This window comes from Hymenobacter duratus (genome assembly GCF_014698995.1).
Taxonomy (GTDB): domain Bacteria; phylum Bacteroidota; class Bacteroidia; order Cytophagales; family Hymenobacteraceae; genus Hymenobacter; species Hymenobacter duratus.
This window is the reverse complement of the sequence record NZ_JACWZZ010000002.1, coordinates 737,230-763,175: the sequence shown is the minus strand read 5'-3', so window position 1 is coordinate 763,175 and position 25,946 is coordinate 737,230. Positions and strand designations below refer to the sequence as shown.

Sequence of the window (25,946 nt, the reverse complement as noted above, 5' to 3'; positions counted from 1 at the left end):
AGTCTGCCGCCCGAAAACACAATACAGTACGCGTAATCCGCTGCCTGCCATGACGCTCATCACCAAGAAGAAGATAACCTACGCTATTCAGCCGCCGCTACACGCTTACCTGCAGCAGTACGACCGGGAAACGACCCTGCCCGTTACGTACAAAGACCTCACGCACTTCAGCGGCGCCTACCCGCTCGCCGACCGCCAGGGCCGGGATACCATGTGGGAAACCGTGTTTTATGAGCCGCAGGCCCTGCGGGAACTGAGCGACGGACTGGCGCAGGTATACGCCATTCTGAAAACCGACGGCGACCTGTCGTTTACGGAGCATCTGCTCGCCGACCGGGTAGATTACTGCCGCTTCGGCAATTCCAACCCGTTTCGGGTGCGCATCGTCAATCAGCTCAACGACAACTACGACTACTTCTACGTGAAAAAAGCCGATGCTTCGCGGGTGTATGGCCTGGAGCTGGAGCACCTGCTTTCGCCCAACAGTCTCAACTACTTGGTGTCGGGCGAAACGCTGATTGAAGAACACATCGTGGGGATTCCCGGCGACGATTTTATCCGGGACCGGCTGCGCGCCCCTCACCTCAACCAAGTGCGTATTGCCAAGGAATTCGTGAAGTTCAACGAGCGGTGCTTTGCCCGCTTGCTCGGCGATATGCGCGCCTACAACTATGTTATCGACGTGACGCCCGATTTCGAGGACGAGCAGTACCGCGTGCGGGCCATCGACTTCGACCAGCAGAGCTATGAGGGCAAGAAAACCATGTATCTGCCCCAGTATTTCAAGGACAACCGGGCCGTGGTGCAGCTCTGCAGCAAGCTGCTCAAGGACGAAACCATCCGGCAGTACCAGACCGAGGAGCGCACCCTGATGGCCCGGCGGGCCCGCTCGGAGCGCTACCGCCTCAAAGACCTCATCGACTGCATGCGCCGCGACGAGGTATCGACGCCCGAGAAAGTGGAGCTGCTGAAGCTGCAACTGGGCCAGCACCACGGCACCGAGCAGTTCCGCCGCTGCCGCTCCATGGGCGACGTGGTGCGCCTGAACCTGAAGCTGATGCTCACCCGGCCCCGGCCCGAGTGAGGCGCGGCCATCTGTACCGGGCCGCGCCTTACGCAGGCTGGCGGCTATTTCTCGAACGACTCGACGCGCACCTCGTCCAGTAGAATGCGCTGGTTGCTGCCGGAGTTGTCGAAGCGGAGTCGGATGTTGTCGAAGGGCTGGTCTTTGGGCGCGCGCAGGTCGAGGTAGACTTCTTCGGGCCAGCCGGGCTCCACCACCCGCTGCAACCGGATGATGCGTTCTTTCTGCACTTCGTCGCCGAGGCGGTAGCTGACGATGAGCTGGGTCATCTGCCAGACGTCCCACTGCTTCTGCTCGCACTGAGCCCGTGCCCGCACCCTGATCCATTTGGTTTGTTCCGGATTGACGGCCACCCGAAACTCGGGGCTGGACTGCGTGGCAGCATCCAGGGCCAGGGAGCAGCTGCCTTGCAGGGCGGGCGTGGCACACTTGGCCGAGTCCTGCTCGAAGTCCTCGCGCCATAGCTCCTGGACTTGTTGCCGGTCGGAGTTATCAAGCACCTGGTCGCCATTGTCGAGCAGCCAGCGGGTAGGCAGCGGCACCTGCTGGCGGCCTACCACGTGCCAGAAATACTGGCGGGTCATGTCGCCGGCCACCATCAGGCCGGCTCCCCCGTGGGCCTGTTGGGTCATCCAGGCATTGTAGTAGATGCCCAGCAGTAGCACCACTGCAAACGAGGCGATGCGCAGCGGCCGCAGCAGCAGCCACCCCATAGCGGCGGCCAGCGGCCAGGCCAGCACCGCGTAGCTCTGCACCATAGCCCGCTGCCCCAACGAGCCGCCGTACCACCAGATATCCCAGGCAAACGTGACGTAAATGAACAGCACCGCGAAAACCAGGATGGCTCCGAAGGCTTCTGGCTGCCGCTTCCGGAGCGCGCCAAACCCCAGCAGGGCAGCAGCCATCAGCGGCGAGTACGTCAGCCAACCGCTCCGGAAGCTGAAAATACCGTCGAACAGGTGAGGTTTCAGCCAGCTGAATCCCTGCTCACCGTAGCTATACACCAGCCAGCGCCCCGTAACATAGTGCCAGTAGAACAGCTGTATGCTGCCCACCGCTCCACAGGCCGCAACGGCCAGCAGCAGATGCGGCAGGTGCTGCCGCCAGAATGCCAGCCGCTCCTGCAGGAATGCCCGGTTTAGGCGCAGGCCCCACAGAAGAGGCAGGAGAGTGGCCAGAATTTCGGTGGGGCGTGTGAGTGCCAGCAAACCGCAGACCAGCCCAATGGCCAGGGCCCGCGCCAGGGTAGGGCGCCGGTAAAACGCAGGAATCAGCAGCATCAGACCGGCATACAGCGTAAAAAGCCAGTTGTGCGTCATGGCCCCGTCGATGGCCGCGTAGTTGAGATAGTTGGAGCCCAGGGCCAGCACTACCAGCGTCAGGGCCGTGGCGCCTTCCCCGAAACGGCGGCGCAACGCCCACCACACCAGCACAAAGCCCAGAATTGCCACCACCTCCGACCCAATCTGCAGGCTCAGCTGGTACGGCGCCGAAAATCCATCGGCCGGGTAGCCTAGGGATTTGGCCGCCAGATGCCCCGCCGCAAAGAAAGGCAGGCTCTGCACGGCCAGGCCAACCGGGTACTTCATCACCTTATTGCCGCTGGCCGAGTCCAGGTAGGCTTGGTTTTGATAGGGGTCGGGGCTGTATTTTTTGGTTATTTCGGGCAGAAACGCCAGCTGCTTCAGGTCCTGGTAAAGGAAGGTGGCCGGCAGGTACATGTAGTAGCCAGACGCATCCCAGCTGATGGTAGCTTCCGATGCGGGTTTATTCCATTTCGGGTAATACAGAAACGAAGTCAGCAGGATAATAGAGGAGCAAAACAGCAGCGCCCAGAAGGAAACAGACTTGCGCAACGACATCAGCACAGAAATTAGCCGGAAAAATAGGCTGGCAAGTTGCTCAAAAATCCTGATGCTCACCAAGCCCCGCCCGGGCCAGACGCGCCGCCGGGGCCAGAGTCAGCTACTCGGCTTTGGTTGCTACGGCTTCGGCGGCGTGCTGCTCGGAGTAGGTGTCCAGCAGCTCATTTAAGCGTTGAAAGATAAAGTCGACGGCCAGCGCCTTCACTTTGTCACAGTTGCCCGCAAATTCCTGGCGAAGCTCGTGGGCCCGGTTCTGGTGCAGAATGGTAAAGTACATCGTGCCCACGGGCTTTTCCTCCGACTCCGAGGCCCCGCCCGCGCACAACCCCGTTACGGCTACGCATACATCGGCGGTGGGCAACTGCTTATGCAGGCCCATCACCATTTCGTTGGTCACCTGCTGGCTCTCGGCAGTGTATAGGGCCAGCGTATCCTTTTTCACGCCAAGCAGGCGGTTTTTGGCAATCGGGTGATACGTCACGACGGAGCCCAGCAGCACCTCGCTGCTGCCTTCGGCCTGCACGAATTCAGAAGCAAGCAGTCCGGCCGTGCAGCTTTCCGCGAAGGCCAGAGTGAGCTTGTATTGCAGGAATTTCTTGACAAGGCTATTCAGGTCAGTTGGTTTCATAGCGGCAGCGAAAACAGGAAGAGCAGGAGGCTATCTGTACGCTGCCCGGTAGCCGAAATGTTATTGCCGAGGTTGCCAAAAAAGCGTCTTGAACAGTCAGTTTACCGAAATTCGGGCGAAAAAAAATGCTGCTTGCAGCATAAAATACGGCGTGCTTCCGTACCTTCCGGCCGCCGGCTCCAGCCGTTTTGTATCATCTCCGCTCACTCTCCACAACGCCCTTCCTATGGCTACTCCCGAAGAATTTGAAGCCGCCGCTTCCCGCAGCAAAGAGCTGCCCAGCAAGCCCTCCAACACGGTGCTGCTCCAGCTGTACTCTCTCTACAAGCAAGCCAGCGAAGGCGACGTAACCGGCGACCGGCCCGGGGGCTTCGACTTCAAAGCCATTGCCAAGTACGACGCCTGGGCCAGCCTGAGCGGCAAGTCGCAGGAGGAAGCCCGCCAGGAATACGTGGATCTAGTAAACTCCCTGTTCTAGCTAGCTGCCGCTTCTGGCAAAAGCAGTTTTGTGCTTCTGCCAGAAGCAGAAACCGTATTTCAGCAACAAGCCCCTGCCAGCATATGCTGGCAGGGGCTTGTTGCTGAAATACGTGCGAAGCAGCTATGCCTTGGGCGCGGGCAGGTCAAATGCTTTGGCATCGTGCTCGAAGTGGCCTTTGTGCGAACCGTCGCAGAAGGGCTTGTTGGCGGAAAGGCCACAGCGGCAGATGCTGATTCGCTCCCGGCCGGCGAGGCCGTAAGCTTGGCCCTGCGCGTCTACGAGTTCGAAATCGGCGCCTTCCACGCGGAGGGAGCCATTGCTGAGAACGGTGAGTTTGGTTGCCATGAGGTTGGTGGTAAGAAACGACTGCGAAAGAGCAGCCAGATGAGAAAAAAGCTGAATGAACTGCAGCCTTACCAGACGCTACTGCAGGTGCTTGCGCATCACGTAGTCGTTCATCCAGTACGGGCCAATGGGAATATCTTCTTCGCGGTTGAGCTGAAAGCCTTCGTGTTCGTAGAAAGCCAGGGCCGGGTTGTGGCGGTTTACGTTCAGCTCCAGCGTGTGGCCGCCCGCCACCTGCACCGCCTGCTCCACAGCCCGAAGCAGCAACTGCCCAAAGCCGCGCCCCTGATGCGAGGGCAGCACGTAGATTTTGTTGAGATGGTAGGTGCCGGCCGTTTCCTTGGCCGAGTAGGAGGCGAAACCGCCCGGCTGGTCTTCATCGAGCAGCAGCAGAAACTGGTGGCCCTGCTCCGCCATCTGGCGCTGCAGCGACGCCGGCGTGTAAATCACGCGGTACATGTAGTCAATCTGCTCCTTCGAAATGATGAAGCGGTAGGTCGGTTCCCAGGTTGCTTCCGCCAGCTCAATAATGGTTGGAATATCGGCCAGGGAGGCCGGACGGACGGCAGCAGACGCGGGTACAACAGGTGACATAGGCCGCAAAAACGGCATTATTTACCTGAAAACCGAACCTTACCCCCGCGCTTACTCGTTTTTGGGCCAGAAATTGCCTGTTCCGGCATACCGCCGCGCCGCTTGTGGCGTTGCGTATTATCCGCCCCTCTTTCCCAACCTCATGAAATCATTTCCGCTGATACTGGCCACTGGCCTGCTTTCCATTTCGGCCGCGGTGGCGCAGCAAAAACCTGCCACTACCACCACTACCACTACTACGCGCCCATCGGCGAGCAGTACCGCAACGGCCGTGGAGCGTGACCTGCGTATTTTCGCCGACTGGGTGAGTGATAAGGTGAGCCGCACGGCTGACGACATTGCCCGCGAAACGCCGAAAGTGGCCGAGGAATTCGACCGCCAGAGCAAGCGGATCGATAAAGCGGTGGACAGCCTCACCGTGGAAGGCAAGCGCGAGTATTCCATCCAGAAAAAGCGGTACGGCGCGTGGTCGGCCCGGCAGGATAGCCTCGACCGCGCTGCCCGCCAGCCAGAAACGGCCCAACAGTCGCAGGACCGGATGCTGGGCGAGAAAGTGGTATTGGGCCGCGCCCGCGCCACCGAGTTGCCGGATCTGTACGCCCGCTTTATTGAAACGACCCGTACCCAGCGTCGCAACTGGACTGCCACCGACTGGAGCAATGCCTCCGCCGTGCTCAGCCGCCTGAACGCCCGCTATGATCAGGTGCGCGAGCAGTTGCCGCTGGAAGAGCGAGTGCGCATCCGGTCCTGGCAGGGAGAGTTCCGGACTCTGGAGAAAGCCCGGGACGTGAAAGGCGTGATGGCAGAGTAAACCTCGCAAGCCATCAGACTACCACTAGAAAAGCGGTTTCCAGCTAATAGGCGGGGAGCCGCTTTTTCTGTTGAGCCAGTTGCTTATTGCTTCAGCAGCCAGGCGCTGGCCGTGTCCACATCATAGAAAAGCTGAATAGGACGCTGCTGGCTTACGCGGGTGGCAAACTCCAGCGCGGAAGGCTGATTTACCATATCCGGCGCGAATACGTAGGCAAACGCCCGCATCCCGTACTGAATGGCAAGCGGTAGCCACTCAAATTCCAGCCAGTCCATGGCCTCGCTCCAGTCGCCGGTAGCCGCGCTTTTGTCGTTGAGCAGGAGGGCCGGCCGTAGCTTCTGCTGGGCTTCCAGGGCGGCCTGTGCGCCGGCAATAACCGATTCCGAGGTAAGGTTGCCGAACCACTGCGCATACAGCATGCCCTCCGATGGATAGTAGAGCAGCCGCAATAAGGGCGCGCCATGCTCGTCGCGCAGCAGCCCCAGCTGCTGCGTGCCCGCCGGCAGCATGTGTTCCGATTCGGGCTCAGGAGAGAGGAAAGAGGCGGGAGCAGGCATGGCGCAGACAGCACAGGGCCAGGGTGAAATATTGCAACGAAGGAATATAAAAAAGGGTGCCGCTTCGCCGCATAGTTTTGGCGGCAGCTTCGGGCGGGTTATGTACTTTTGCCGTTCGGGCCGAACCACGGCGGCAGGCCGCGCTTTCATTCTGACTTATGCACATTGCCATCGTCGGCAACATTGGGGCTGGCAAAACCACGCTGGCCAACAAGCTGGCCCATCATTTTAACTGGGAAGTGTTCTTGGAAGACGTAGACCACAATCCGTATCTGAAGGATTTCTACGACGATATGCCCCGCTGGGCGTTCCACCTGCAGGTGTACTTTCTCAATAGCCGCTTCCGCCAGACCCAGCACATCAAAAAGCTGCAGGCGGCCAGCAAAGGAGTTATTCAGGACCGCACCATCTACGAAGACGCGCACATCTTCGCCGCCAACCTGCATCAGTCCAGCCTGATGACGGAGCGCGACTACCAGAACTACCTGGGGCTGTTCGAGTCGATGGTGAGCATGGTGGACCCACCAGACTTGCTGCTGTATCTGCGGGCCGACCTGCCCAAGCTGGTGCAGCAGATAGAGCGCCGCAACCGCGACTACGAGAACAACATCAAGATTGAATACCTGCGGCACCTCAACGACCACTACGAGGAGTGGATTGCGGGTTACAAGCACGGTAAGCTGCTCATCATCGACGTGAACAACCTCGATTACGTCAGCCGGCCGGAAGATTTGAGCGTGGTGATTGAGCGAATTAACAGCACGCTGTTCGGGCTGTTCTAGAAAATGCGCCGTTGCGGCCTCCGAAACCACCTGACGCGAAAAGCCCTTGACGTAGCACACATCAAGGGCTTTTGTGTGTTTGAAGCGCATTTACGCACAAAGAGTCTTTCTGCGGCTCTTAGAAATACCAGCACCGCCTTACTTTACAGCTTCGTTCAGGAAGTCTACAAAAGGCTTGGCTGCCCGCCAGGCCGTCAGCACCTGCTTCATAAAATCGGGCCGCAGGACTTCGGCATCGGAGAAAGGGCGCCACACAAAAAAACGCTTTAGGCGTAGCCACTCAATGTCTGGGTCCAGCCGGTCGTAGCCTTTAGGAGCCGTCTTCAATGCGTCGCTACGGTCGAGGCCAGCGGGAAAGTGCCGAACGAAGTCGGGCGCTTCGCGCAGGGCATGGAAGGCGGGCGCATTGTAGTGGATTTCCTGCCGAATGCGCGCCAGCTGCTGCGGTTCCGGCTCCCAGCGTCCGGCCCCCACATACGATTCGCCGCCCGGCTCCAGCACCACGAAATACCCGGCCCAGGGGCTGTGGCGCCCGCCCGGCTTAAGGCCTGCGCTAAGGTGGCGCTTGTAAGTTTCAGGGTCGCGCTGCGAACGGTCGTTTTTGTGCAGCCGGTACATGACGTCGGCTGGAGTCAGGCCCCGCGTCGCGGGCTCAATTTCCTGCAGCTCATGGAGTAATTGGCGTATCAGGGCGGTAAACTCCCCGCGGGCCTGCTGGTAGTCCGCGCGGTGTTCGTCCATCCAGGCCTTATGGTTGTTGGCAGCCAACTGCCGCAGAAACTCCAGTATACAAGCTCGGTCCATGCGAGTGAAAAGCAATAAGGGAACAGCGTAAATACCGCCTGATACGCAACAAAGCCCCGCACAGTCTGTCTTCCGACGTTTCTGCATAGGGCCTTGTGGTAGAGCTCAACTCGTAATCCTTGCTATTTTCGCAGGGCCTGAATTTCGGCCTGGGTATGCCGGTCGTTCAGATTCCAGCTGAAAGGCAGATACGAAATGGGCGTGGCGGCAGCCAGCGGTACGCGGGCATACCGATTGAGAAACTCCAGCACCTGCGCCTGCTCGCCGAACTCGGCCGCGTAAAAGCTGAACAGACTGGAAATGCTGGCTTGCTGGCTGCCCAGCATGTTTCGGGCCGGGTCGTTGATGAAACTGCGGGTCTGCTGTTCCAGCTGCTGCTGCAGGTGGGCGCCGTTGTAGGCCTCATTCAGCAGCCGGGGGCCGGAACTGGCTCCTTGCACCAAGGCAAAATGGATGCGCGGATCATGGAAACGGGCGCTTAGCTTCTCCCGCTCAATCTGGTTGAGGGAGTAATCCTGGCCACCTACGGTCACACCGGCAAATTCCCAGGGCGAATAGCTGCGACCTTTCATCCGGATATCGTTGACGCTGCTGACCGGGTAGTACTGCAGCACCATGTACACCGTGGAGGCATTGTACACATTAATCCAAAACGCCTGAATATCGGCCGGAGCCCAGGTTTGCTCGTTTGGCGCCGTCTTGCGCACGGCCATCAGGTAGTCCAGTAGCTTGTCTTCTTCGTCGAGGAGCCCCTGATAATCCACCATGCCATCTGGAGTGACATACTTGTGCAGCAACTCGTCCCAGGGGGCGTGCAAGGCCTGCGGGCTCATAGCGTCAGCGGCCTGCGCCGGACTTGCCAGCCAACTCCCGAGGAGCCATAGCAGGACGGCAAAACGTAGGGAAAACGTTTTGTTCATACAGGAACAATAAAAGTAGAGGCGGCGTGAAGCCAAAAGCAGAGCCGACACACGGTAGTGCCGGGTAGGAAAAGGAGGGCGGTTGGTAAAAGCGCAAACTGCTTTTACCGCAATGCAACGGGATATAAGGGCAGGGGAGCGTAACTATTCCTTGAAAACATACTATTCGGTATTCAAAGAATTCACAAAACTATATAGATGCAGCCGCTAAACAAGGCGGCTTGCCTACTATTTTATGACGCAGCTAGCTGAGCAGTAGCGAATCACGCGGCTACTGTGCCTAAACCCGGTTTTTAAGATGTAACAGCCGTTGAATTTTCCTAGACTTATTAGCCGAGGGGAGCAGCAAGTAAGTATGGGCACTCTACTTCCAGCTCTGCACCTGCACCGGGTCGCCGGTGCGGAGCAGGCCGCGGCCGGGGCCGGTTACGTTCTGGCCGAACATCACCTTACTGCCTTGGCTGCGGTAAGTAGCCAAGGTGCGTAGCGGTTCTCCGGCAGGGTTTTTCTGGGCCGTGCGCTGGTCTACGGTCGTCATGACGCAGCGCCCGCAAGCCCGCACGGCCCGGAATGGCAGCTCGCCGACCTGGAAATGCTCCCAGGTATCTTCTGCAAACGCCTCGCCGCCGCTGAACACCAGATTGGGCCGAAACCGGTCCATGAGTACGGGTTCGGCGAGGCGGCTATTGAGCTCATCCAGCGAGCTTTGCCCGATGAGCAGGAAAGGGTAGCCGTCGGCGAAGCTCACTAGGTGGCCTTCCGGGTTGAGCTCCGGCTCCACGTCGCGGCGCACCATATCCGACATGTAGACCAGCTTGCTGGCGCGGCCCAGCGCCTCACTGAGCCATTCGTCGGCCTCACGAGCCCCGCGCCAGGCAAATACCATATCGTCCCAGATAGTCACGAACAGAGTACGCTCTGGAGTAGCGGCAAACGGAATGTAAAGCGGCAGCAGATCGGGGCGGCGGGCGTGCGTGAGCAGGAAGCCGTTGTGGGCCGGAGCTACTCGCAGCAGGGCCATTTCGGGCATTTGGCGCTGCGTCATAAACCGGTTATGCTCATCTACCAACAGCCAGCGCCGGTCGTGGCGCAGGCCGCGCGGCTCCAGTTCGGCCTGTGCCACACGAATGCCGCCCAGCGACTTAACAGGATAGATATAGAGGTCTTGCAGGAAGAGAGGAGCGGCCATGAGGCGAAGGTACGCGGTACGGTGCGGACGAAGCAACCGGTATTGCCACCTGCATAAAAGTCAGTTACTTGCAGCTGTTGCTATATATGATTTTCCATGTCGTACGCTGCTGCCACCTGCCTGAATTGCGGGTATTCTTTGTCGGATGGCCCGTTTTGCCCGCAATGCGGGCAGAAGAGGCCGCACCGCCTTACACCGGGCCACGTGGCGCACGAGATACTGCACGTTTTTACGCACGCTGACAATACCATCATTGGCTTTGTGCCGCAGATTCTGCTGCGCCCCGGCTACGTGGTGGCCGATTATCTGGCCGGGCGGCGCAAGCGCTACTTCAATCCGTTTCAGTTTCTGCTGCTGGTAGTAGGCCTAGCTGCCGCCGCCGCGCTGCTGCTGAATTACTATGATGGGACGGGCGTCGAAATGCGGCAGCGCTTCACGGGCCGCATGCCTGCCGAAAATCTTGAGCGAATGGTGGCGTATTTCCACTATGTGGGTAAGTACTACAACATCTGGTGGCTGCTGCTGCTACTGCCAGTATATGCGCTGCTGACGTGGCTGGTGTACCGAAAACAGGGCTGGAACTACGCCGAGGCGTTTTTCGTGCACGTCATCATTGGGTCGGTGTTTCATTTGCTGCTGGCCGTGGTGCTGCTGGTGCTGTGGGCATTGCACACGCGGGCTCTGGCTAGCAGCAATATTGCCAGCAGCCTGCAGGTCACCATCATCACCATGTACCTTATTCTGGTGGGGCGGCAGGCGCTGCGGCTTTCCTGGGGTAGTGCGGTCTGGCGGTCCTTGTTGGTAGTGGCTATGGGCGTGGCCGTCAGCGTGGGGCTAAATTACCTGGCCTTTCACTGGTATGTGTTCTGGGCTGCCTAGCGTTTAGGGTAGTTTGGACCCTACTTTGGAGGCATGAAAACTAGTGCAGAGGCCGTTTCTTGATCATGCCGCCTTTGGTGTCTTTCACGCTGTGCATCACCATAAAGGCCTGAATATCGATGTTTTCCACTTCGGCTTTGAGGCGGGCCAGTTCCAGGCGCGTGATAACCGTGAAGACGATATCCACCGCATTGGGCTGGTCGCCGTGGGTGCCGAAACCGCCTTTGCCGTTGTAGACGGTAGCACCACGGCCCAGCTTTTCGGTAATCATGCGCCGGATGGCGTCGGAGCGGCTCGATACGATAGTAACCCCCGTGTATTCTTCGATACCGTCGATGATGAAGTCGATGGTTTTGGCGGCCGAGAGGTAAGCCAGAATGGAGTACAGCGCCGTTTCGACAGACAAAATCCAGGCGGCGGCGGCAAAGATGCAGATGTTAAAGAGCAGGATAATGTCGCCGACGGTGAGGCTGGTTTTCTTGCTCAGGAACACGGCCAGAATTTCGGTGCCGTCGAGCACACCGCCGCCCCGCATGGCCAGCCCGATGCCGGCGCCCAGGAAAAATCCCCCAAAAACGGAAATCAGCAGCTTGTCCTGCGTCAGATTGGGAAACGAGACGACCAGCAGCACGAGGGCCAGCATCAGAATAGCGCACAGCGTTTTAAAGGCCAGCACCCGGTCCATCTGGAAATAGGCCATGATGATGAACGGGATGTTGATGACCACAATTAGTACCGACAGCGGCCAGTCGGTGAGCTGACGCACCAGCAGCGAGATGCCCGTAACGCCGCCGTCGATGAAGTCGTTGGGCAGCAAAAAGGCTTTCAGACCAAACGCAGCGGAAAACACACCGGCCAGCAGAAACAGCGCACTGGAAATGTTGTGGCGCAGCCAGTGGCTTTTGGAAGGCGGTTCCGGCGTAGGAATGAGCAGCCTGTTGGCCGGAAGGTGTTCGAGCGGAGAGTCTGACATGAGGCTGGGGCTAGGAGGCAAGGTAACACTACTACAACACCGGCCGCAGCCGCTACGGCTCAGCTGGCCGGAAACTGGCCCGGATTTTGGAAAATGCCAGTTGCAGCGGACGTCCGCAGGTTGTGCAAGCGTGTTACTCCACAAGAATATGAGACAATTTGCCCTTTTCCAAGGTAGAATGAGCCGCCTCGATTTTGGGGTGCGCCTGCTTTTGGTGCTGACTCCTTTGCTAGCGGCGTACTTTCTACCGGCTGCGCCTACTACCTGGTATCAGGCAGCACTGGCCGGTCTGGCGCTGGCCGCCTGCACGGCCGTAGTTGCCCTGCTGGCCGTGCGCCGCCTCCACGACCTGCACCTGAGTGGCTGGTATACGCTGGCGCTGCTGGTGCCTCTGGTAAATCTGCCGGCTTATCTGCTGCTGCTGGTGCTGCCGGGCACTCCCGGCTGCAACCCTTGGGGGCCGGCGCCCGGCACTTCTCCCGAACTTGTACCCGTCAGAAGCTAACTCCCGCTTTTCGGCTGTTACGTTTAGACACGAATACGCCCTTACGGCTCTGGAGTCGTAAGGGCGTATTCGTGTTCTGGGGCGGTAGGCCGCTTTTATTTCGTGGCTTCCGTGCTGGCCATCTGCACGGCGCGGTAGAGATTCACGAGGCCGCCAGTGCTGGAAAGCTCCGTGAAGTCCACCTCCTTCTTGGTGCCGGGTTTCAGCACTTTGGTGTGCCGCACATCTACCGAGGCCAGAATAATGCGCTTCAGGTCAGTGGCCGTGAGCGTGGGGAAGTACGATTTGAGCACTGCCGCCATGCCTGCCACAACCGGCGAAGCCATGCTGGTGCCGCTTTTGTTGCCGTATTGCTGGCCGGGCAGCGTGGAGTAAATCTGGTGGCCGGGCGCAAACACGTCCACGTTCTTCTTGCCGTAGTTCGAGAAGTCGGCAATCAGGTTCTTGTCGTTGGTGCGGGCGGCGGCGCCCACCGTAATCATGTTCGGAATGCGCTGGCCGCTGAGGTACACGGGGGCCGGAAATTCCACGTTCACATCAATATCCTGGCTTTCGTTGCCGGCGGAGTGCACCAGCAGCACGCCTTTGCTGGCGGCATACTTAATGGCGTCTTCCACGGCTTCACGCTGCGGCGAGTAGTACTTGCCGAAGCTCATGTTGATGATGCTGGCCCCGTTATCCACGGCGTAGCGGATGGCGTTGGCCACGTCCTTGTCCCGCTCGTCGCCGTTGGGCACGGCACGAATGGACATCAGGCGTACGTTGTCGGCAATGCCCAGGATGCCCAGGTTATTGGTCCGGTCGCCGCCGATGATGCCGGCTACGTGGGTGCCGTGCGAAGGGTCGGGGCCGTGGTTGTCGCGGTTGCCGTAGCGGCGGTCCTTGGTATCCTCGGGGTTGTCGCCGATGATGCCGGCCCGTGGGTTGAAAGCCGGGTTCAGGCTGAAATCAAGCAGGCTTTTGCTCTGGTCGAACCCCTCTTTCATGTCCGCCAGCACCGATTCCATATCGGCGTAGCCGGCCTCGCGCAGGTTGCCGTAGAGGCCCAGCGCGGCGCGGTAGAGGTTGGGGTCGGCGGGCGACACGCGGCGCAGGCTGGCCGTGTCCAGCCGGGTCAGGTTCAGGGCCTGCTTCAGGTTGTCGGCGCCCTGCTTGTTGAGCGTGTAGGCTTTGCCCAGCGACTCTGCCCGCTCCGAGTTTTCGGCTATTTTTTCGGCCTGGGTTTTCTTCACCTTCTGGTACAGGTCGTACTCGGCGCGCTTGGCCGCCGGCACAGCGGTGCGGGCTTTGCCCTCATACAGCGGCTTGAGCCGGGCTACCAGCCGGGTATCCTCGTAGGTTTCCACGTCCACGTTGCGGCCGTCGGCGGCGCCCAGAAAATTCCAGCCGTGCACGTCGTCCACGTAGCCGTTCTGGTCGTCGTCGAGGCTGTTGCCGGCTATTTCCTTGGGGTTGGTCCAGAGCAGGCGCTTCAGGTCGGCGTGGGCCGTGTCGATGCCAGCATCAATGATGGCCACCACCACGGGCGCGGAAGGACGATTTTTGAGCAACTCCTCGTAGGTTTTACGGGCGCTTATGCCCATCACGCCATCGGCGGCGGGGTCGAGCAGGTACCACTGCTGCTGGGGCACGGCAGGCAGGACGGGTGCAGAATTCTGGGCCGCGCCCAGGGCAGGCAGCAGCAGGGCCAGCGCCGACAGACGCAGCCAGGAAGAAACAGGAAATGCCATCAGATAAGAACAGGCGAAAAATAGAACGGCCTATACGCAGGCGTAGCCCTTATGGCCACCGCGCTGCAAAACTCCATTCCTACAGACACGGTTCCATCCAGTAGGACGCATGACAGTGGAAGCAAGGACCTGCTTTATGCGAATGAAAAGGCTGTATGCTTGATTTTGAGAGACGAATCGGGGCAGAAGAACAGGGTTGCCATTGCCGGGTTATCTTCACGCCTTCAAGCTGCTCTTCCGTATGCGTACTCGCCTTTTCCGCGCCGCTTTGTCGGCGGTGCTACTCACTCAGTCACTCAGTCACTCCTTCACCGCCCAGGCTCAGGCGCCCAAAACCTGGTCGTCGTCGGAGATTCTGCTGGGGCTGAAGAAGCTGAACGTGCTGGGCTCGGCCCTGTACGTGGCCGCCCACCCCGACGACGAAAATACCCGTCTGATTGCCTACCTCGCCAACGGCCGCCTCGTGGAAACCGGCTACCTCAGCTGCACCCGCGGCGACGGGGGCCAGAACCTCATCGGGCCGGAGCTGCGCGAGGGGCTGGGCGTCATCCGGACGCAGGAGCTGCTGGCGGCCCGCCGCATCGATGGCGGCCGGCAGTTTTTCACCCGCGCCAACGACTTCGGCTTCTCGAAAACCGCCGAGGAAACCTTTACCATCTGGGACAAAGAGCAAGTGCTGTCCGACATGGTGTGGGTAATTCGGCAGCGCCGCCCCGACGTGATGATTACCCGCTTCCCGCCCGATGCCCGCGCCGGTCACGGCCACCACACCGCCTCCGCCATCTTGGCCGCCGAAGCCTTCGAGGCCGCCGGCGACCCGAAACGGTTTCCGGAGCAACTGCAATACGTGCAGGTGTGGCAGCCCAAGCGGCTGTTTTGGAACACCGGCAGCTTTTTCGTGAAGCAGGGCGAAAACATGGACGGCTACCTGAAAGTAGATGCCGGCCAGTACAACCCGCTGCTGGGCCAGAGCTACGGCGAAATAGCGGCCCGCAGCCGCAGCCAGCACAAAAGCCAGGGCTTCGGGAGCAGCGCCCAGCGCGGCGAGGCGCTGGAATACTTGCAGCAGGTGAAAGGCGACAAGGTGAAGTCCGACCCCTTCGAGGGCATCGACATGAGCTGGAACCGGGTGCCCGGCGGCGCGGCCGTGGGCAAGCTGATTGACGAGGTAATTCGCAAGTATGACGCGGCTAACCCGTCGGCAAGTGTGGCGGGGCTGCTGAAGGTGCGGGCGGCGCTAGAAAGATTATCGCCCAAGAGTCTGTCAGGAGAACAGTTTTGGATGCAGCAGAAAATCGAGCAAGTAAATTCTCTGATTCGGGCTTCGCTGGGGCTCTATATAGAGGCAACAACGGCCACTTCCGCAGTGGTAGCTGGGGATAAGGTGCCGGTTACGATTGAGGTCACGCCGCGCTTTTCAGTATCTAAAGAAATTCAGCCAGTAGAGTTAATTGGTGCACAATATGTGGGCCGGGATTCTGCTACGCAAATAAAGTTGACGAATGGTCGGCAGGTTTTACTCCGCAAACAAATAGGATTACTCGCGTCCGATGCTTTGGCGTCGCAGCCATACTGGCTGCGCGCTGTCGGCACAACCGGTATGTATAAGGTGGATGAGCTGCTGGAGCGTGGGCGACCTGAAAATGATGCTGCTACTGATGTACTGCTGCGTTTTGCAATCGGAGGACAGATAATAGATTACACCGTCCCCGTTCAATACAAAAGCACCGACCCGGTGGAAGGGGAGAAGTACCGCCCGCTGACGGTGGTGCCGCCCGTGGCCGTGAACATCGGCGGGCACGCTTATGTGTTTGCCGATAACCAGCCCAAAACCATCCCTGTGACCTTGCGCGCCGGCAAAGCGGGCGTGAAAGGCTCCGTGGCGCTGACGCTGCCGCAAGGCTGGAAGTCGGAGCCGGCCAGCTTCACTTTTGACATTGCCGCCAAAGACGCCGAGCAAACCGTGCAATTCCGGGTGCAGCCCGGCGCGGGCGCCGCGGAAGGCAAATCGGAGCTGCGGGCCGTGGCTACCGTGGACGGGCAGACGTATTCGCGCGGCTACCAGCCCATCGCCTACAACCACATTCCTACTCAGGTGCTGTTTCCCGAAGCCGTGGCCCCGCTCGTAAAGCTGGACCTCAAGCGCAAAGGCCAGGAAATCGGCTACCTCATGGGCGCCGGCGACGAAGTGCCCGACGCGCTGCGCCAGATTGGCTACACCGTCACGCTACTCAAGCCCGAAGATCTCACCGAGCAAAACCTGCGCCGCTTCGATGCCGTGGTGCTGGGCGTGCGGGCCTACAACACCATAGACCGTCTCAAAACCCTGCAGCCCACCCTGCTGAAGTATGTCGAAAACGGCGGCAACCTAGTGGTGCAGTACGTGGTGAGTCGCGGCACGGTGTTGCCGCAAATCGGCCCGTACCCCCTGACACTCTCCAACGACCGGGTGACGGTGGAAAACGCCGCCGTAACCTTTCTAAACCCTAGCCAGCCGTTGCTCAACACGCCCAACAAAATCACGAGCAAGGATTTTGAGGGTTGGGTGCAGGAGCAGGGCCTCTATTATCCTAGCCAGTGGGATGCCAAGTACCAGACCGTGCTCAGCAGCGCCGACCCCGGTGAGAAAGCCAAGGAAAGCGCCATCCTCGTCGCCGATTATGGCAAAGGTCACTACATCTACACCGGCCTTTCGCTGTTCCGGGAGCTGCCCGCCGGCGTGCCGGGTGCCTACCGGATTCTGACCAACATGGTGTCGTTGGGTAAGAAGTAGTATCGGCGGCGTGTTATAGCCGGCGTTCCTGAGGTTTACTTTACCTTCGTTTTCTATGTCTACTATCCCCGAATCTGAAAAGCCGCCGCTGTTGCCTTCGTGGCGGGCGTGGTACTGGCTGGTGCTGGCTGCGCTGGCCGCGGAAGTAGCCTTCTTTACGTACCTGACCCGCACCTTCGCTGCATGAGTACCTTCGACTGGTTGGTGCTCAGCAGCACGCTTATCTTCATCATCGGGTACGGAGCATGGCGCACCCGCGGGGCTGGCGCCACGCTTGATTCCTACCTGCTCGGCGACCGGGACGCCTCCTGGTGGGGCGTGGGGCTGAGCATTATTGCCACCCAAGCCTCGGCCATCACCTTCCTCAGTACGCCCGGCCAGGCCTACGACGACGGCATGCGCTTCATTCAGTTCTATTTTGGCCTGCCACTGGCCATGGTACTGATTGCGCTGTTTGCGGTGCCCATTTACCACCGCCTCAAAGTATTTACGGCCTACGAGTATCTGGAAGGCCGCTTCGATAGGCGCACCCGCACGCTGGCGGCGCTGCTGTTTCTGGTGCAGCGCGGCCTAAGCAACGGCCTGTCGCTGTACGCGCCGGCGCTGGTGCTGTCGGCTATTCTGGGCTGGAACATCAACCTGACCGTGTGGCTGCTGGGCGGTATCATGATTGCCTACACTGTGGCGGGCGGTACCCGCGCCGTAATGGTGACGCAGCAGGGGCAGGTGGCTGTTATCTTCACTGGCATGGTGGTGGCAGGCTATCTGCTGGTGCACTACCTGCCGCCCGAAGTTGGCTTCACAGAAGCTCTGCAGGTAGCCGGGCATCAGGGCAAGCTCAATCTGGTAGACTTCCACTTCGACCCCACCGACCGGTACAACTTCTGGTCGGGCATGACGGGCGGCTTGTTTCTAGCGTTGTCCTACTTCGGCACCGACCAGAGCCAGGTGCAGCGTTACCTGGCGGGCCGCAGCATCACGCAGAGCCGCCTGGGCCTACTCATGAACGGCCTCGTGAAAGTGCCTATGCAGTTCGGAATTCTACTGATTGGGGTGCTACTGTTCGTGTTCTACCAGTTCAGCCCGCCGCCGCTCACCTTCAACCGGCCCGTGCACGACCGGGTGGCCCGCTCTGCTGAGTACGGTCCGCAACTGCGCACCCTGGAAGACGAGCACGAAACCCTGTTTTTGGCCCGCCGCCAGGCCACTACCCAACTCGTGGAAGCCCTGCACTCCGACGATCCGGCCCAACTGGCCGCCGCCCAGACGCACTTGCAGGCGACCAACGCGGCCACCCGCGGCCTGCGCCAACAGGCCCAGGTGCTGCTGAAAAAGGCCGTGCCTTCGGCCGAGGCCAAGGATACCGACTACGTGTTTCTGACGTTCGTGCTGAACTACATGCCGCAGGGCCTGGTGGGCTTGCTGATTGCGGTGGTGCTGTCGGCGGCCATGGGCTCAGCGGCGGCTGGCCTCAATGCGCTGGCCTCCACTACCGTCATCGACCTGTACCGCCCCAGCCGCCCCCATGCCGATGAAGCCCACAACGTAGAGGCCTCCCGCTGGGCGGCCATTGGCTGGGGTGTGCTCGGCATCGGCTTCGCCACTTTCGCCGCCCGTCTCGAAAACCTGATTCAGGCCGTGAATATTCTCGGCTCGCTGTTCTACGGCACCATTCTCGGTATTTTCATGGTGGCGTTTTTTCTGAAGCGCGTGGGTGGCAAAGCCGTGTTCTGGTCGGCGGTGGTGGCCCAGGCGGTAGTGCTGCTGCTGTTCTGGCGCACCGACATAGGCTACCTCTGGTTCAATATTATTGGTAGTGGTATTGTGGTGGGCCTAAGCCTGCTGCTGGCTGTGGTGCTACATGAGGAGCCCGCCGTGCAGGACCTAATAGAAGAAGAGCCGCCTGGGCTGTAGTTGGCTTAGCCGGAAAGCCGGGAAAATAGTATGCACCAAAAAAGGCCTTCCGCTACGTAGCGGAAGGCCCTTTTTGGTGCTTGAAAACTAGTGGCTTACTTGGCGCCGTTCTTTTTGGCGGCAGCAATAATTTCGTCGTTCATCTTCACATAGTCGGTGTTTTTGGCGCTCTGGGCCAGTGTGCGCGACTGTTCGGCGGCCGTGAGGGCTCCTTTGTAGTCCTTCATCTTCATCCGGATTTTAGCCTCCGTGTGCACGTTCCAGAACTTAGGGTCTTTCTCGTTGGCCTTCTGCATCCAAGTCAGCGCCTGCTTCAGGTCCTTGTCGTTGTCGTAGTAGTAGACGGCGGCAGCGGCCAGGTCGTTGGTGCTGGGCGAGGCGTTTTTGGTCACCTTCTCGTCAATCTGCGCCACCACTTTGGGGTCTACGTCGGCCACCACTTTGAACTTGGCGCCGGTCGTTTCCCATAGCATGTCCACGTTGGCCGTGGCCGGCGTCAGGTCAGAGAAGTTGATGGTGAAGGTTTCGGCCTTTACGGTCGTTTTGTAGGGCTTCACCGAGAAGCTGGCCACATTGTCGGCGGCCTTGTAGTTGGCCACGTTGCCACCCTGCTTGGTGTCTTTGCTGAGCACCACCGTCCAGGTGGTTTTGCCGGGTATCGTATACAGAGCGTATTCGCCGGCCGCCACTTTCTTGCCTTCCACCGTCACATCGTCTGAGAACTTGATGGTGGTGGAGTTGTTGGCGCCCGTGCGCCAGCGTTTGGCATATGGTACAATGGCCTTCGAGGTAGAGTCACCGAAGATAACCCGGCCCTTGGCACTGGGGCGCGAATACGTGATGGTGATGTCGGTGAGACCTACACGCTGCTGAATAGTGCTTTTGGGGCTGGGCTGCGGCGTGCTGATTTGGGCCTGAGTGGTAAGTGGCGCAACCGCCAGCAGGGCCATTCCGGCAGAGAAAGAAAGTAGAGCTTTCATGAAAAGAAAAAGGTGAGAATGAGTAGCGGCTCAAAAGTAGCAAAACCCGCGTTGGAGCGCGGGTTTATAACTGTCGGCCGAAAGACACAGCCTTCGACGGAAGTTGCATTAGCTACGTTGCTACAACTCCACTACCGGAACCTGCTGCTCCCGTAGCAGCGCCAGCAACTCAGCAGGCGTGGCCGGGGCTTGCAGGCGGCGCAGGTCCAGGTAGTAGCAGGCCGCATCGTTGGGGTAGAGCAGCAGCCAGTCGTCGCCGACGCGGATAGCACGCTGCAGCTGGTTCCAGCGCACCGCAAAGGTGCCAGCGCTACTGCTGCCGCGCAGTCGGTCGGTGTCAAATGCAAAGTCAATGGGCTGCTGATTTGCAGGGTTCTTCGCGAAGCCGCGCCGCAGTTGGTAGCGCACCAAAACCATCCGCAACAGGCCATATAGCAACCCTACAGCCAGCATTGCCAGTGTACCTTGGTTTGTAATGCGCCCATTCTGTACCACATCAACTGCTACACTCACGGCCAGCAACAGCAGGGCAAGGCCCAGCAGCCAGTGGTTGAAGCGGGTGCGGCGCTGCTGCCGCCACAGCCGGAAGTTCACGGCCACGAAGTCGGCGGATGTCATCAGAACGCCGGGAGCAAGCAGGGGGTAAACAGGCAAGAGCTAGTGCGTGAGAAGTTTGTGTTTGGTCAGCAGATTCAGCACCTGGGATGCAGTAGCGGGCGGTTGTACGTTGCGCAGATCCAGGTAGTAGCAAAACTCCTGATTGGGGTAGAGCAACACCCACGATTCAATGTGCCGGATACGGTAGAACTTCTGCCACAGAAAGGTAGTGAACACACGCTGCGGGTCAGTATTTACTTGACTGAAAAATGGCCCTGAAGTAAAACAGCCGGCGCGGCGGCGGCCTTTCAGCAAAATGTAGAAAGGCTGAATCTGGTTAGGAATTGCGTTTGTGGTTAAGCTACCAGCGGCAGCGTGAAGTAGAACGTGCTGCCGCTGCCCAGCTCGCTTTCCACCCACAGCCGCCCGCCCTGGGTGGTGATGAACTCACGAGCAATGCTCAGTCCCAGGCCCGAGCCACCGCGGTAGCCCGCCTTATCGGGCAGCTGGGCGAAGCGCTGGAAGATTTTCTCGTGGTGCTCCGGCGCGATGCCCGGCCCGCGGTCCTGCACGCTCACCTGCACGAAACGTCCGGCCACGGTGGCCCGCACCGTGAGGGCCTGTCCCGTGGGCGAGTAGCGGATGGCGTTGGCCAGCAGGTTGATGAGTACCCAAGTGGTTTTTTCTACGTCGGCCAGCACGTGGGGTATGTTCACGGCGCGGTGCAGTTCCAGGCGCAGCTGCTTGTCGTCGAGCTGGGGCTGCACGGTGGCGGTGGCAAAGCTCACGACGTCGGTCAGGTCAGTGGGCCGCAGGTCGAGCTGGATGCCGGCCCCCGCATCGAGGCGGGCCACGTCGAGCAGCTCGGCCACCATGCGCTGCAGGCGCTGCGTTTCGCGGCGGATGTCGCTCGTCACGCGCTGGCGTTCCTCGGCGGGCAGGCGCTCATCCAGCAGCAATTTGGTGTTGAAGCTGATGCTGGACAGCGGCGTTTTCAGCTCGTGCGACACGGTGGCCAGGAAATTCGACTTCACCTGGTCCAGCTTTTTGAAGTCCGACACGTTGCGCAGCGTCAGAATCTGGCCCACGAACTCATTTTTTTCGCGCGCCTGGTTAAAGGATACCAACTCCTGCACCGCCAGACGGTAGAACGCCTCGTCGCCTTGCTGGGCAATGCGCAGCAGGGGCGCGTCGGTTATGGCCTGCTCGCGACGGGCGGCGTCTACTTGCAGTGGGAGCAGCATTTCGCGCAGCAGGTCGTTTTCCTGGGCTACCTCGGCCGCTAGCCGGCCCACCACGCGGGCTGCTGGCAAACCAAGCAGTGCACACGCCACGGGGTTAGCCAGGATGATGCGCCGGTTTTCGTCGAGCAGCAGCAGCCCCTCGTCCAGGCTGCTCACGATGCTGGCGGCCCGGTTGCGCTCCGTCAGCAGCTCGGCCATAGTAGAGCTGCGAAACTCCTGCAGCTGTACCAGCATCCGGTTGAAAGCCAGGGCCACGCGCCCGTACTCGTTGGTGCTTTCCACGGGTATGGTGGCCGTGAAGTCGCTCTCGGTGGCATGTTCCAGGCTGGCGGTGAGCGTGCGCAGGGGGCCTACGGCTGCCTCGGGCACGCTCACCACGAACAGCAGCCCCCCCAGCAAGCTTGCCCCCACAAAGGCCAGTAGGTACCGGCCGGCCTCGGTAGCTCGGCGGGCGGCCAGCTCGTTTTTGCGGGTGAGGGCGGCCGTGTTCAGGGCCACCATGCGGTAGGTTTGCCGACGCAGCAGCGCCAGCTTGGGCGTGCGCGCGGCAGTGGGTGCACCGGCATCGAGTAGGCGCTGCAAGTCCGCCTGATTTTGGGTGAGGCTGTCCACCAGCTCCCGTTCCCCGGTTTCGGTGATGTTGCCGGCTTCGCGGGTCAGGTACTGGCGAAACCGGGGCAGCGCTGCTTGCGGCGCCACTTCCATCTGGTCGAGAGCCTGAAGCATCTGCTGGCCCAGTTCCACGGAATAGAAATTCTCCTGCAGCACGTTGCGCGAGCTGCGTTCCAGCCGCTGCACCGTGTAGTAGGCGTAGCCGCCCAGGGCCAGCAGCAGCGTCAGCATGGCCAGAAAGCCGAGCGTAATCAGCGTTTTAACGTTCATGTTCTTTGGCGCAAATCCATTGAAATCAGTAGGTAACCAAAAAAATATCCAGTTCCTGGTTGCGGCGAGCTACGGCGCGCAGCAGGTCGTTGGTGACGCCACGGCGCGAAATCTGGCCCCAAAGTCCTTTTTCGCTGGTGATGCCGCACACGAGCAAGGTTGCTTCTTTTTCGGCGGCCACCCGCGTGATGGCGCCCACGATGTCATCGTCCTTCACGCGCAGAATCTGGGCGCCCAGCTCAGTAGCCAGCTGCAGATTATCAAGCAGGTGGCGCTGGGTGGCCAAGCCGATGCGGGCCGACGTTTCGCGGCCGGTCTGCACGTAGAGCACGTACCAGGCAGCGGCCCCGAACCGGTCGGCCAGGCGCGAGGTCTTGCGGATAATTTCCTTGGCGGCCCGGTCATTGGAGTTGATGCAGGCCAGCAGCCGGTCGTCGTTGCGGCGGGCTGCTGGCACGGCTGGGGCGCTGCCGCTGCCGGTTTCTACCTGCCGGCCCAGCAGCTGGGCCACCTCGCGCACGGCCAGCCGCCGCAGCTGCAGCAGGTTTTCGGGCTGAAAGAAGTTGGCCAGCGCGGTGGGTACTTTGGCCGGGTCGTAGATTTTGCCTTCCTCTAGCCGGGCACGCAGCTCGCCCACGGTCACATCCACGTTCACCACCTCGTCGGCCAGCTTGAGTAGACGGTCGGGAATGCGCTCCGTGACGTCGGTACCCGTGATTTTGAGCACCTGGTCGTGCAGGCTTTCCAGGTGTTGCACGTTTACGGCCGTAATCACCGAAATACCCTGGCTGACGAGGTATTCCACGTCCTGCCAGCGCTTTTCGTGGCGCGAGCCGGGAACGTTGGAATGGGCCAGCTCATCGACAATCACCACTTGCGGGCGCCGCTGTACTATAGCTTCCACGTCCATTTCCTCGAGTGCCCGGCCTTTATAGAAGATATGCTTGCGCGGTAGCAAGGGCACCTGGCGCAACTGGGCCACGGTGCCGGCGCGGCCGTGGGTTTCGATGTAGCCCAGCAGCACCTGTACGCCGTGCTGGTGCAGGTCGTAGGCTTCCTGCAGCATGCGGTAGGTTTTGCCCACGCCAGCGGCCAGGCCCAGGTATACTTTGAGCGTACCGCGCCGCTTGGCCTGCACCAGGCGCAGAAACCGCTCGGCGGAAGTATCGCGCAGGTCATTTTCGGTCGGGCTCATGAGCAGGGTGGAAGAGTAGCGCAGGCCTTCCCCGGCTGGCCCCGGCGCCGAAATTCAGCAATGCAGGAGAAAACCGGAGGATGGAAGCAGGAGTGCGCCAGCAAAGCGCTAAAACGAGAGGGCAATGCTGGACGTGAGGTTGGTGTAGGTGCTGCGGGTGGCGCCACCTGCTTCGCGGAACACCTTGTCGGCGGCGTTAAGCACCCGCCCTTCCAAACGCACCAGCACGTTGCCGGTGGGCGCGTAATCCAGGCCCAGCGAGCCGCCGCGGATGAAAACGTTGGCGTCGCTTACAGCCGGGGCATAGGCATTGATGATGACGCCGCGCTCCGCCTTGTAGTATTCGCCGCGCAGGGCGGCAGTCCACTGCTCGGCCAGCTGGTAGCGCACGAAGGCCGCGCCGGTGTGCCAGGTGTCGTACTGCTCGCTGTTGTCACCGGTCGGGCGGTCGGCTTGCTGCTTGCCCACATCGAACACCAGGGCCAGGCTGAGGCGGTCGGTGGCGGCGTAGCTCACGTAGAAATCGTGGAAGTAGCGGCGGCGGCGCACCGAGTCCTGGGGCTGCTCGTTGCCGTAGAAGGTGCTGCTGTTGATGAGCAGCTTATCGGTGGGCTTCCACTGAATCTGAGTGCCCACGGCTTTGGCCTGGTTATTTTCGCGGATGTTCTGCCAGCCGTTGAGCACCAGCCCGGTCAGCGTCAGCTTGGGGCTCACCTCGTAAGTCAACCGCGCCCCGGCCTCGTAGTACGGCGAGTTTTCGGCCATCAGGGAGCGGGTCAGCGTCCAGTTGTCCTTGCTCAGGGCCGACTCAAACCCGATGTGCGAGCCGAAAATCCCCACGTCGAGCCAGGCTTTTTTGAAGGGGCGGAAGCCCGCATAAGCCTCGTAGAGGTGCTTGAGCACCTGATCTTCGGCCGCGTAGTTGGCCGATACGTAGGTGCCCGCATGCAGGCCCAGCGCCCCGCGCACCTGCCCGTTGTCGTAGCGCAGACCGATAACGGCATTGTTGACCGTAAACTCGTTCTGGCGGTTGTGCGAGTACAGGAAGCCGGGCCGCTGGTTGGTGGCCGCGTGCTTGAAATCATAGCCATAATAGCCATCCACAAACCCGTAGGTAGTCAGCGGATTGGCCGGAGCCGCCGCCGCTGCCGTGGAATCGGGCGTGGTTTGGGCCATAGCAGCCGAAGCCGTGAGCAGTGCAGTAGCGGTAAGGAGAACCAGTGGTTTCATGGGGAGAGAAAGAATGCGGAGGACCTCACCCCCAGGCCCCCGGTTCGCTTGATGCGCGAAGCCTCGGGGGGAAGGGGAAACCTGACTTTGTTTGATCAGGCGGGTGGCGGGGAAGTAATACGGAATTGGAGTTGTAAAGCAACGAAAACGGGCCGGGAGGTAGTAGCGCGAACTGTGTAGTTCACGCCCCCGCGCCGTTCGGCGGGTTGTCGTTCTGAGGCGCGAACTACAAAGTTCGCGCTACTGGCTACTGCCTCAGGCTACCAGTTGCAGCAGCAGCCACAGCAGCGCCAGGGCCAGCAGGGTGTAGCCGGGGCGGAAGCGGCGGCCGCGGTGCCGGTGGGCCCGCAGCCGGTAGTGGGCGCGGGCCCGGTGCGCGGAGACAGCCACTGGCTAGCGGTTCTGCAGGGCGTCGAGGGCCATGTTCAGGCGCAGCACGTTCACCCGGTCGGGGCCGAAGGCGCTGTGCTGGGTGTGCTCCGTCACCAGGGCCTGCACCTTGGCGGCATCGAGGTTGCGGGCTTTGGCCACGCGGGCCACTTGCACAGCGGCGGCGGCCGGCGAGAGGTGCGGGTCGAGGCCCGAGCCGGAGGCGGTGAGCAGCTCGGCCGGCACCTGGGCCTTGGTTACGCCGGGGTTCTGCACCAGAAACGTATCGAGGCGGGCCTGCACGGTGGCCAGGTAGTCGGGGTTGCTGGGGCCTTTGTTGGAGCCGGCCGAGCCGGCGGCGTTGTAATCCACGGCCGAGGGGCGGCCCTGGAAGTACTCGGGCCGGGTGAAGTTCTGGCCCACGTTGTCGTAGCCCACCACGCGGCCCTTGTGGCTGATGGTTTCGCCCTGCCCGCCGGCCGGGGCCAGCTGAGCGCCGGCCCACACTAGGGCGGGGTAAATCAGGCAGCACACCACCAGCAGCACAAGAGTCAGGCGGAATGCGGGAAGCAGGTTCTGTTTCATGTTGATTTTGTGTTGTCTGTCATGCTGAGC

At 60.6% G+C, this 25,946-nt stretch carries 27 protein-coding genes; 9 read left to right on the top strand and 18 right to left on the bottom strand.

Annotated features, from left to right (window positions below; translation table 11 throughout):
• Nucleotides 1-49: 49 nt before the first annotated feature.
• On the top strand, nt 50-1,084 hold the full coding sequence (locus IC231_RS11160; RefSeq protein ID WP_190784582.1) for a hypothetical protein: 1,035 nt from the start codon (nt 50-52) through the stop codon (nt 1,082-1,084).
• Between the two features lie 44 nt (nt 1,085-1,128).
• Here the strand turns inward: IC231_RS11160 and IC231_RS11155 are convergent, their stop codons facing one another.
• Both IC231_RS11155 and IC231_RS11150 read right to left on the bottom strand, forming a co-directional pair.
• Nucleotides 1,129-2,946, bottom strand: a complete 1,818-nt coding sequence (locus tag IC231_RS11155) for a DUF2339 domain-containing protein (RefSeq protein WP_190784581.1) — start codon at nt 2,944-2,946, stop codon at nt 1,129-1,131.
• A 103-nt stretch (nt 2,947-3,049) separates the two neighbouring features.
• Nucleotides 3,050-3,577, bottom strand: a complete 528-nt coding sequence (locus IC231_RS11150) for a CinA family protein (protein ID WP_190784580.1) — start codon at nt 3,575-3,577, stop codon at nt 3,050-3,052.
• A 226-nt stretch (nt 3,578-3,803) separates the two neighbouring features.
• On the opposite strand from IC231_RS11150, the gene IC231_RS11145 reads away from it, so the two are divergent.
• The gene (locus IC231_RS11145; RefSeq protein WP_190784579.1) at nt 3,804-4,055 is read left to right on the top strand and encodes an acyl-CoA-binding protein; all 252 of its coding nucleotides are present in this window, start codon (nt 3,804-3,806) and stop codon (nt 4,053-4,055) included.
• Between the two features lie 123 nt (nt 4,056-4,178).
• Here the strand turns inward: IC231_RS11145 and IC231_RS11140 are convergent, their stop codons facing one another.
• Both IC231_RS11140 and IC231_RS11135 read right to left on the bottom strand, forming a co-directional pair.
• On the bottom strand, nt 4,179-4,403 hold the full coding sequence (locus IC231_RS11140; protein ID WP_190784578.1) for a CDGSH iron-sulfur domain-containing protein: 225 nt from the start codon (nt 4,401-4,403) through the stop codon (nt 4,179-4,181).
• A 78-nt stretch (nt 4,404-4,481) separates the two neighbouring features.
• Nucleotides 4,482-4,997 carry a GNAT family N-acetyltransferase gene (locus IC231_RS11135; RefSeq protein WP_190784577.1) on the bottom strand — a complete coding sequence of 172 codons (516 nt, stop codon included), beginning with the start codon at nt 4,995-4,997 and terminating at the stop codon, nt 4,482-4,484.
• A 142-nt stretch (nt 4,998-5,139) separates the two neighbouring features.
• Here IC231_RS11135 and IC231_RS11130 point away from each other — a divergent pair, with 142 nt between their 5' ends.
• Entirely contained in the window at nt 5,140-5,808 is a 669-nt protein-coding gene (locus tag IC231_RS11130) for a hypothetical protein (RefSeq protein ID WP_190784576.1), read from the top strand.
• Between the two features lie 83 nt (nt 5,809-5,891).
• On the opposite strand, the gene IC231_RS11125 is transcribed toward IC231_RS11130, so the two are convergent.
• Nucleotides 5,892-6,365: a hypothetical protein gene (locus tag IC231_RS11125; RefSeq protein ID WP_190784575.1), complete on the bottom strand. Its 474-nt coding sequence runs from the start codon at nt 6,363-6,365 to the stop codon at nt 5,892-5,894.
• A gap of 158 nt (nt 6,366-6,523) precedes the next feature.
• On the opposite strand from IC231_RS11125, the gene IC231_RS11120 reads away from it, so the two are divergent.
• Nucleotides 6,524-7,147 (top strand): deoxynucleoside kinase, encoded by a 624-nt coding sequence (locus tag IC231_RS11120; RefSeq protein ID WP_185887269.1) that lies wholly within the window; start codon nt 6,524-6,526, stop codon nt 7,145-7,147.
• 138 nt (nt 7,148-7,285) lie between these two features.
• Here IC231_RS11120 and IC231_RS11115 read toward each other — a convergent pair whose 3' ends face one another.
• The 3 genes from IC231_RS11115 to IC231_RS11105 all read right to left on the bottom strand — a co-directional run bounded on the left by IC231_RS11115 (nt 7,286) and on the right by IC231_RS11105 (nt 10,060).
• Nucleotides 7,286-7,951 (bottom strand): DUF2461 domain-containing protein, encoded by a 666-nt coding sequence (locus IC231_RS11115; protein ID WP_190784574.1) that lies wholly within the window; start codon nt 7,949-7,951, stop codon nt 7,286-7,288.
• Nucleotides 7,952-8,073: 122 nt separating this feature from the next.
• Nucleotides 8,074-8,871 carry a DUF547 domain-containing protein gene (locus tag IC231_RS11110; protein WP_190784573.1) on the bottom strand — a complete coding sequence of 266 codons (798 nt, stop codon included), beginning with the start codon at nt 8,869-8,871 and terminating at the stop codon, nt 8,074-8,076.
• Between the two features lie 364 nt (nt 8,872-9,235).
• Nucleotides 9,236-10,060 carry an MOSC domain-containing protein gene (locus IC231_RS11105; protein ID WP_190784572.1) on the bottom strand — a complete coding sequence of 275 codons (825 nt, stop codon included), beginning with the start codon at nt 10,058-10,060 and terminating at the stop codon, nt 9,236-9,238.
• Between the two features lie 204 nt (nt 10,061-10,264).
• On the opposite strand from IC231_RS11105, the gene IC231_RS11100 reads away from it, so the two are divergent.
• Nucleotides 10,265-10,939 carry a DUF3667 domain-containing protein gene (locus IC231_RS11100; protein WP_190784571.1) on the top strand — a complete coding sequence of 225 codons (675 nt, stop codon included), beginning with the start codon at nt 10,265-10,267 and terminating at the stop codon, nt 10,937-10,939.
• A gap of 40 nt (nt 10,940-10,979) precedes the next feature.
• On the opposite strand, the gene IC231_RS11095 is transcribed toward IC231_RS11100, so the two are convergent.
• Nucleotides 10,980-11,912, bottom strand: a complete 933-nt coding sequence (locus IC231_RS11095; RefSeq protein WP_190784570.1) for a YitT family protein — start codon at nt 11,910-11,912, stop codon at nt 10,980-10,982.
• Between IC231_RS11095 and IC231_RS20335 the strand changes: the two genes are divergently transcribed.
• Nucleotides 11,818-12,417: a DUF805 domain-containing protein gene (locus IC231_RS20335; RefSeq protein WP_317173273.1), complete on the top strand. Its 600-nt coding sequence runs from the start codon at nt 11,818-11,820 to the stop codon at nt 12,415-12,417. The two genes, IC231_RS11095 and IC231_RS20335, sit on opposite strands and share 95 nt — an antisense overlap.
• A gap of 95 nt (nt 12,418-12,512) precedes the next feature.
• Here IC231_RS20335 and IC231_RS11085 read toward each other — a convergent pair whose 3' ends face one another.
• Nucleotides 12,513-14,147 (bottom strand): S8 family peptidase, encoded by a 1,635-nt coding sequence (locus tag IC231_RS11085; RefSeq protein ID WP_190784569.1) that lies wholly within the window; start codon nt 14,145-14,147, stop codon nt 12,513-12,515.
• Nucleotides 14,148-14,388: 241 nt separating this feature from the next.
• Between IC231_RS11085 and IC231_RS11080 the strand changes: the two genes are divergently transcribed.
• Genes IC231_RS11080 through IC231_RS11075 form a run of 3 tightly spaced genes read left to right on the top strand, consistent with a single transcriptional unit; the run spans nt 14,389 to nt 18,834 of the window.
• A complete protein-coding gene (locus IC231_RS11080) occupies nt 14,389-16,920 on the top strand; it encodes a PIG-L family deacetylase (protein ID WP_190784568.1) in 2,532 nt (843 codons plus the stop codon).
• 55 nt (nt 16,921-16,975) lie between these two features.
• The gene (locus IC231_RS20210; protein ID WP_260625679.1) at nt 16,976-17,107 is read left to right on the top strand and encodes a hypothetical protein; all 132 of its coding nucleotides are present in this window, start codon (nt 16,976-16,978) and stop codon (nt 17,105-17,107) included.
• Complete coding sequence (locus IC231_RS11075) at nt 17,104-18,834, top strand: sodium:solute symporter (protein WP_190784567.1); 1,731 nt, start codon at nt 17,104-17,106, stop codon at nt 18,832-18,834. The genes IC231_RS20210 and IC231_RS11075 overlap by 4 nt, the downstream gene beginning before the upstream one ends.
• A gap of 95 nt (nt 18,835-18,929) precedes the next feature.
• Here IC231_RS11075 and IC231_RS11070 read toward each other — a convergent pair whose 3' ends face one another.
• The 8 genes from IC231_RS11070 to kdpC all read right to left on the bottom strand — a co-directional run bounded on the left by IC231_RS11070 (nt 18,930) and on the right by kdpC (nt 25,916).
• On the bottom strand, nt 18,930-19,814 hold the full coding sequence (locus tag IC231_RS11070) for a DUF2911 domain-containing protein (protein ID WP_190784566.1): 885 nt from the start codon (nt 19,812-19,814) through the stop codon (nt 18,930-18,932).
• A 120-nt stretch (nt 19,815-19,934) separates the two neighbouring features.
• A complete protein-coding gene (locus IC231_RS11065) occupies nt 19,935-20,432 on the bottom strand; it encodes a hypothetical protein (RefSeq protein WP_190784565.1) in 498 nt (165 codons plus the stop codon).
• A 39-nt stretch (nt 20,433-20,471) separates the two neighbouring features.
• Nucleotides 20,472-20,648: a hypothetical protein gene (locus IC231_RS11060; RefSeq protein ID WP_190784564.1), complete on the bottom strand. Its 177-nt coding sequence runs from the start codon at nt 20,646-20,648 to the stop codon at nt 20,472-20,474.
• Between the two features lie 119 nt (nt 20,649-20,767).
• Nucleotides 20,768-22,537, bottom strand: coding sequence for a sensor histidine kinase (locus IC231_RS11055; RefSeq protein ID WP_190784563.1), 1,770 nt, complete (start codon nt 22,535-22,537; stop codon nt 20,768-20,770).
• A 25-nt stretch (nt 22,538-22,562) separates the two neighbouring features.
• Nucleotides 22,563-23,732, bottom strand: coding sequence for a sensor protein KdpD (locus IC231_RS11050; RefSeq protein ID WP_190784562.1), 1,170 nt, complete (start codon nt 23,730-23,732; stop codon nt 22,563-22,565).
• Nucleotides 23,733-23,840: 108 nt separating this feature from the next.
• Nucleotides 23,841-24,962, bottom strand: coding sequence for a porin (locus tag IC231_RS11045; protein WP_190784561.1), 1,122 nt, complete (start codon nt 24,960-24,962; stop codon nt 23,841-23,843).
• A 255-nt stretch (nt 24,963-25,217) separates the two neighbouring features.
• A complete protein-coding gene (locus IC231_RS20205) occupies nt 25,218-25,352 on the bottom strand; it encodes a hypothetical protein (RefSeq protein ID WP_262892762.1) in 135 nt (44 codons plus the stop codon).
• A 3-nt stretch (nt 25,353-25,355) separates the two neighbouring features.
• Nucleotides 25,356-25,916 (bottom strand): potassium-transporting ATPase subunit KdpC, encoded by a 561-nt coding sequence (gene kdpC, locus IC231_RS11040; RefSeq protein ID WP_190784560.1) that lies wholly within the window; start codon nt 25,914-25,916, stop codon nt 25,356-25,358.
• Nucleotides 25,917-25,946: the final 30 nt, after the last annotated feature.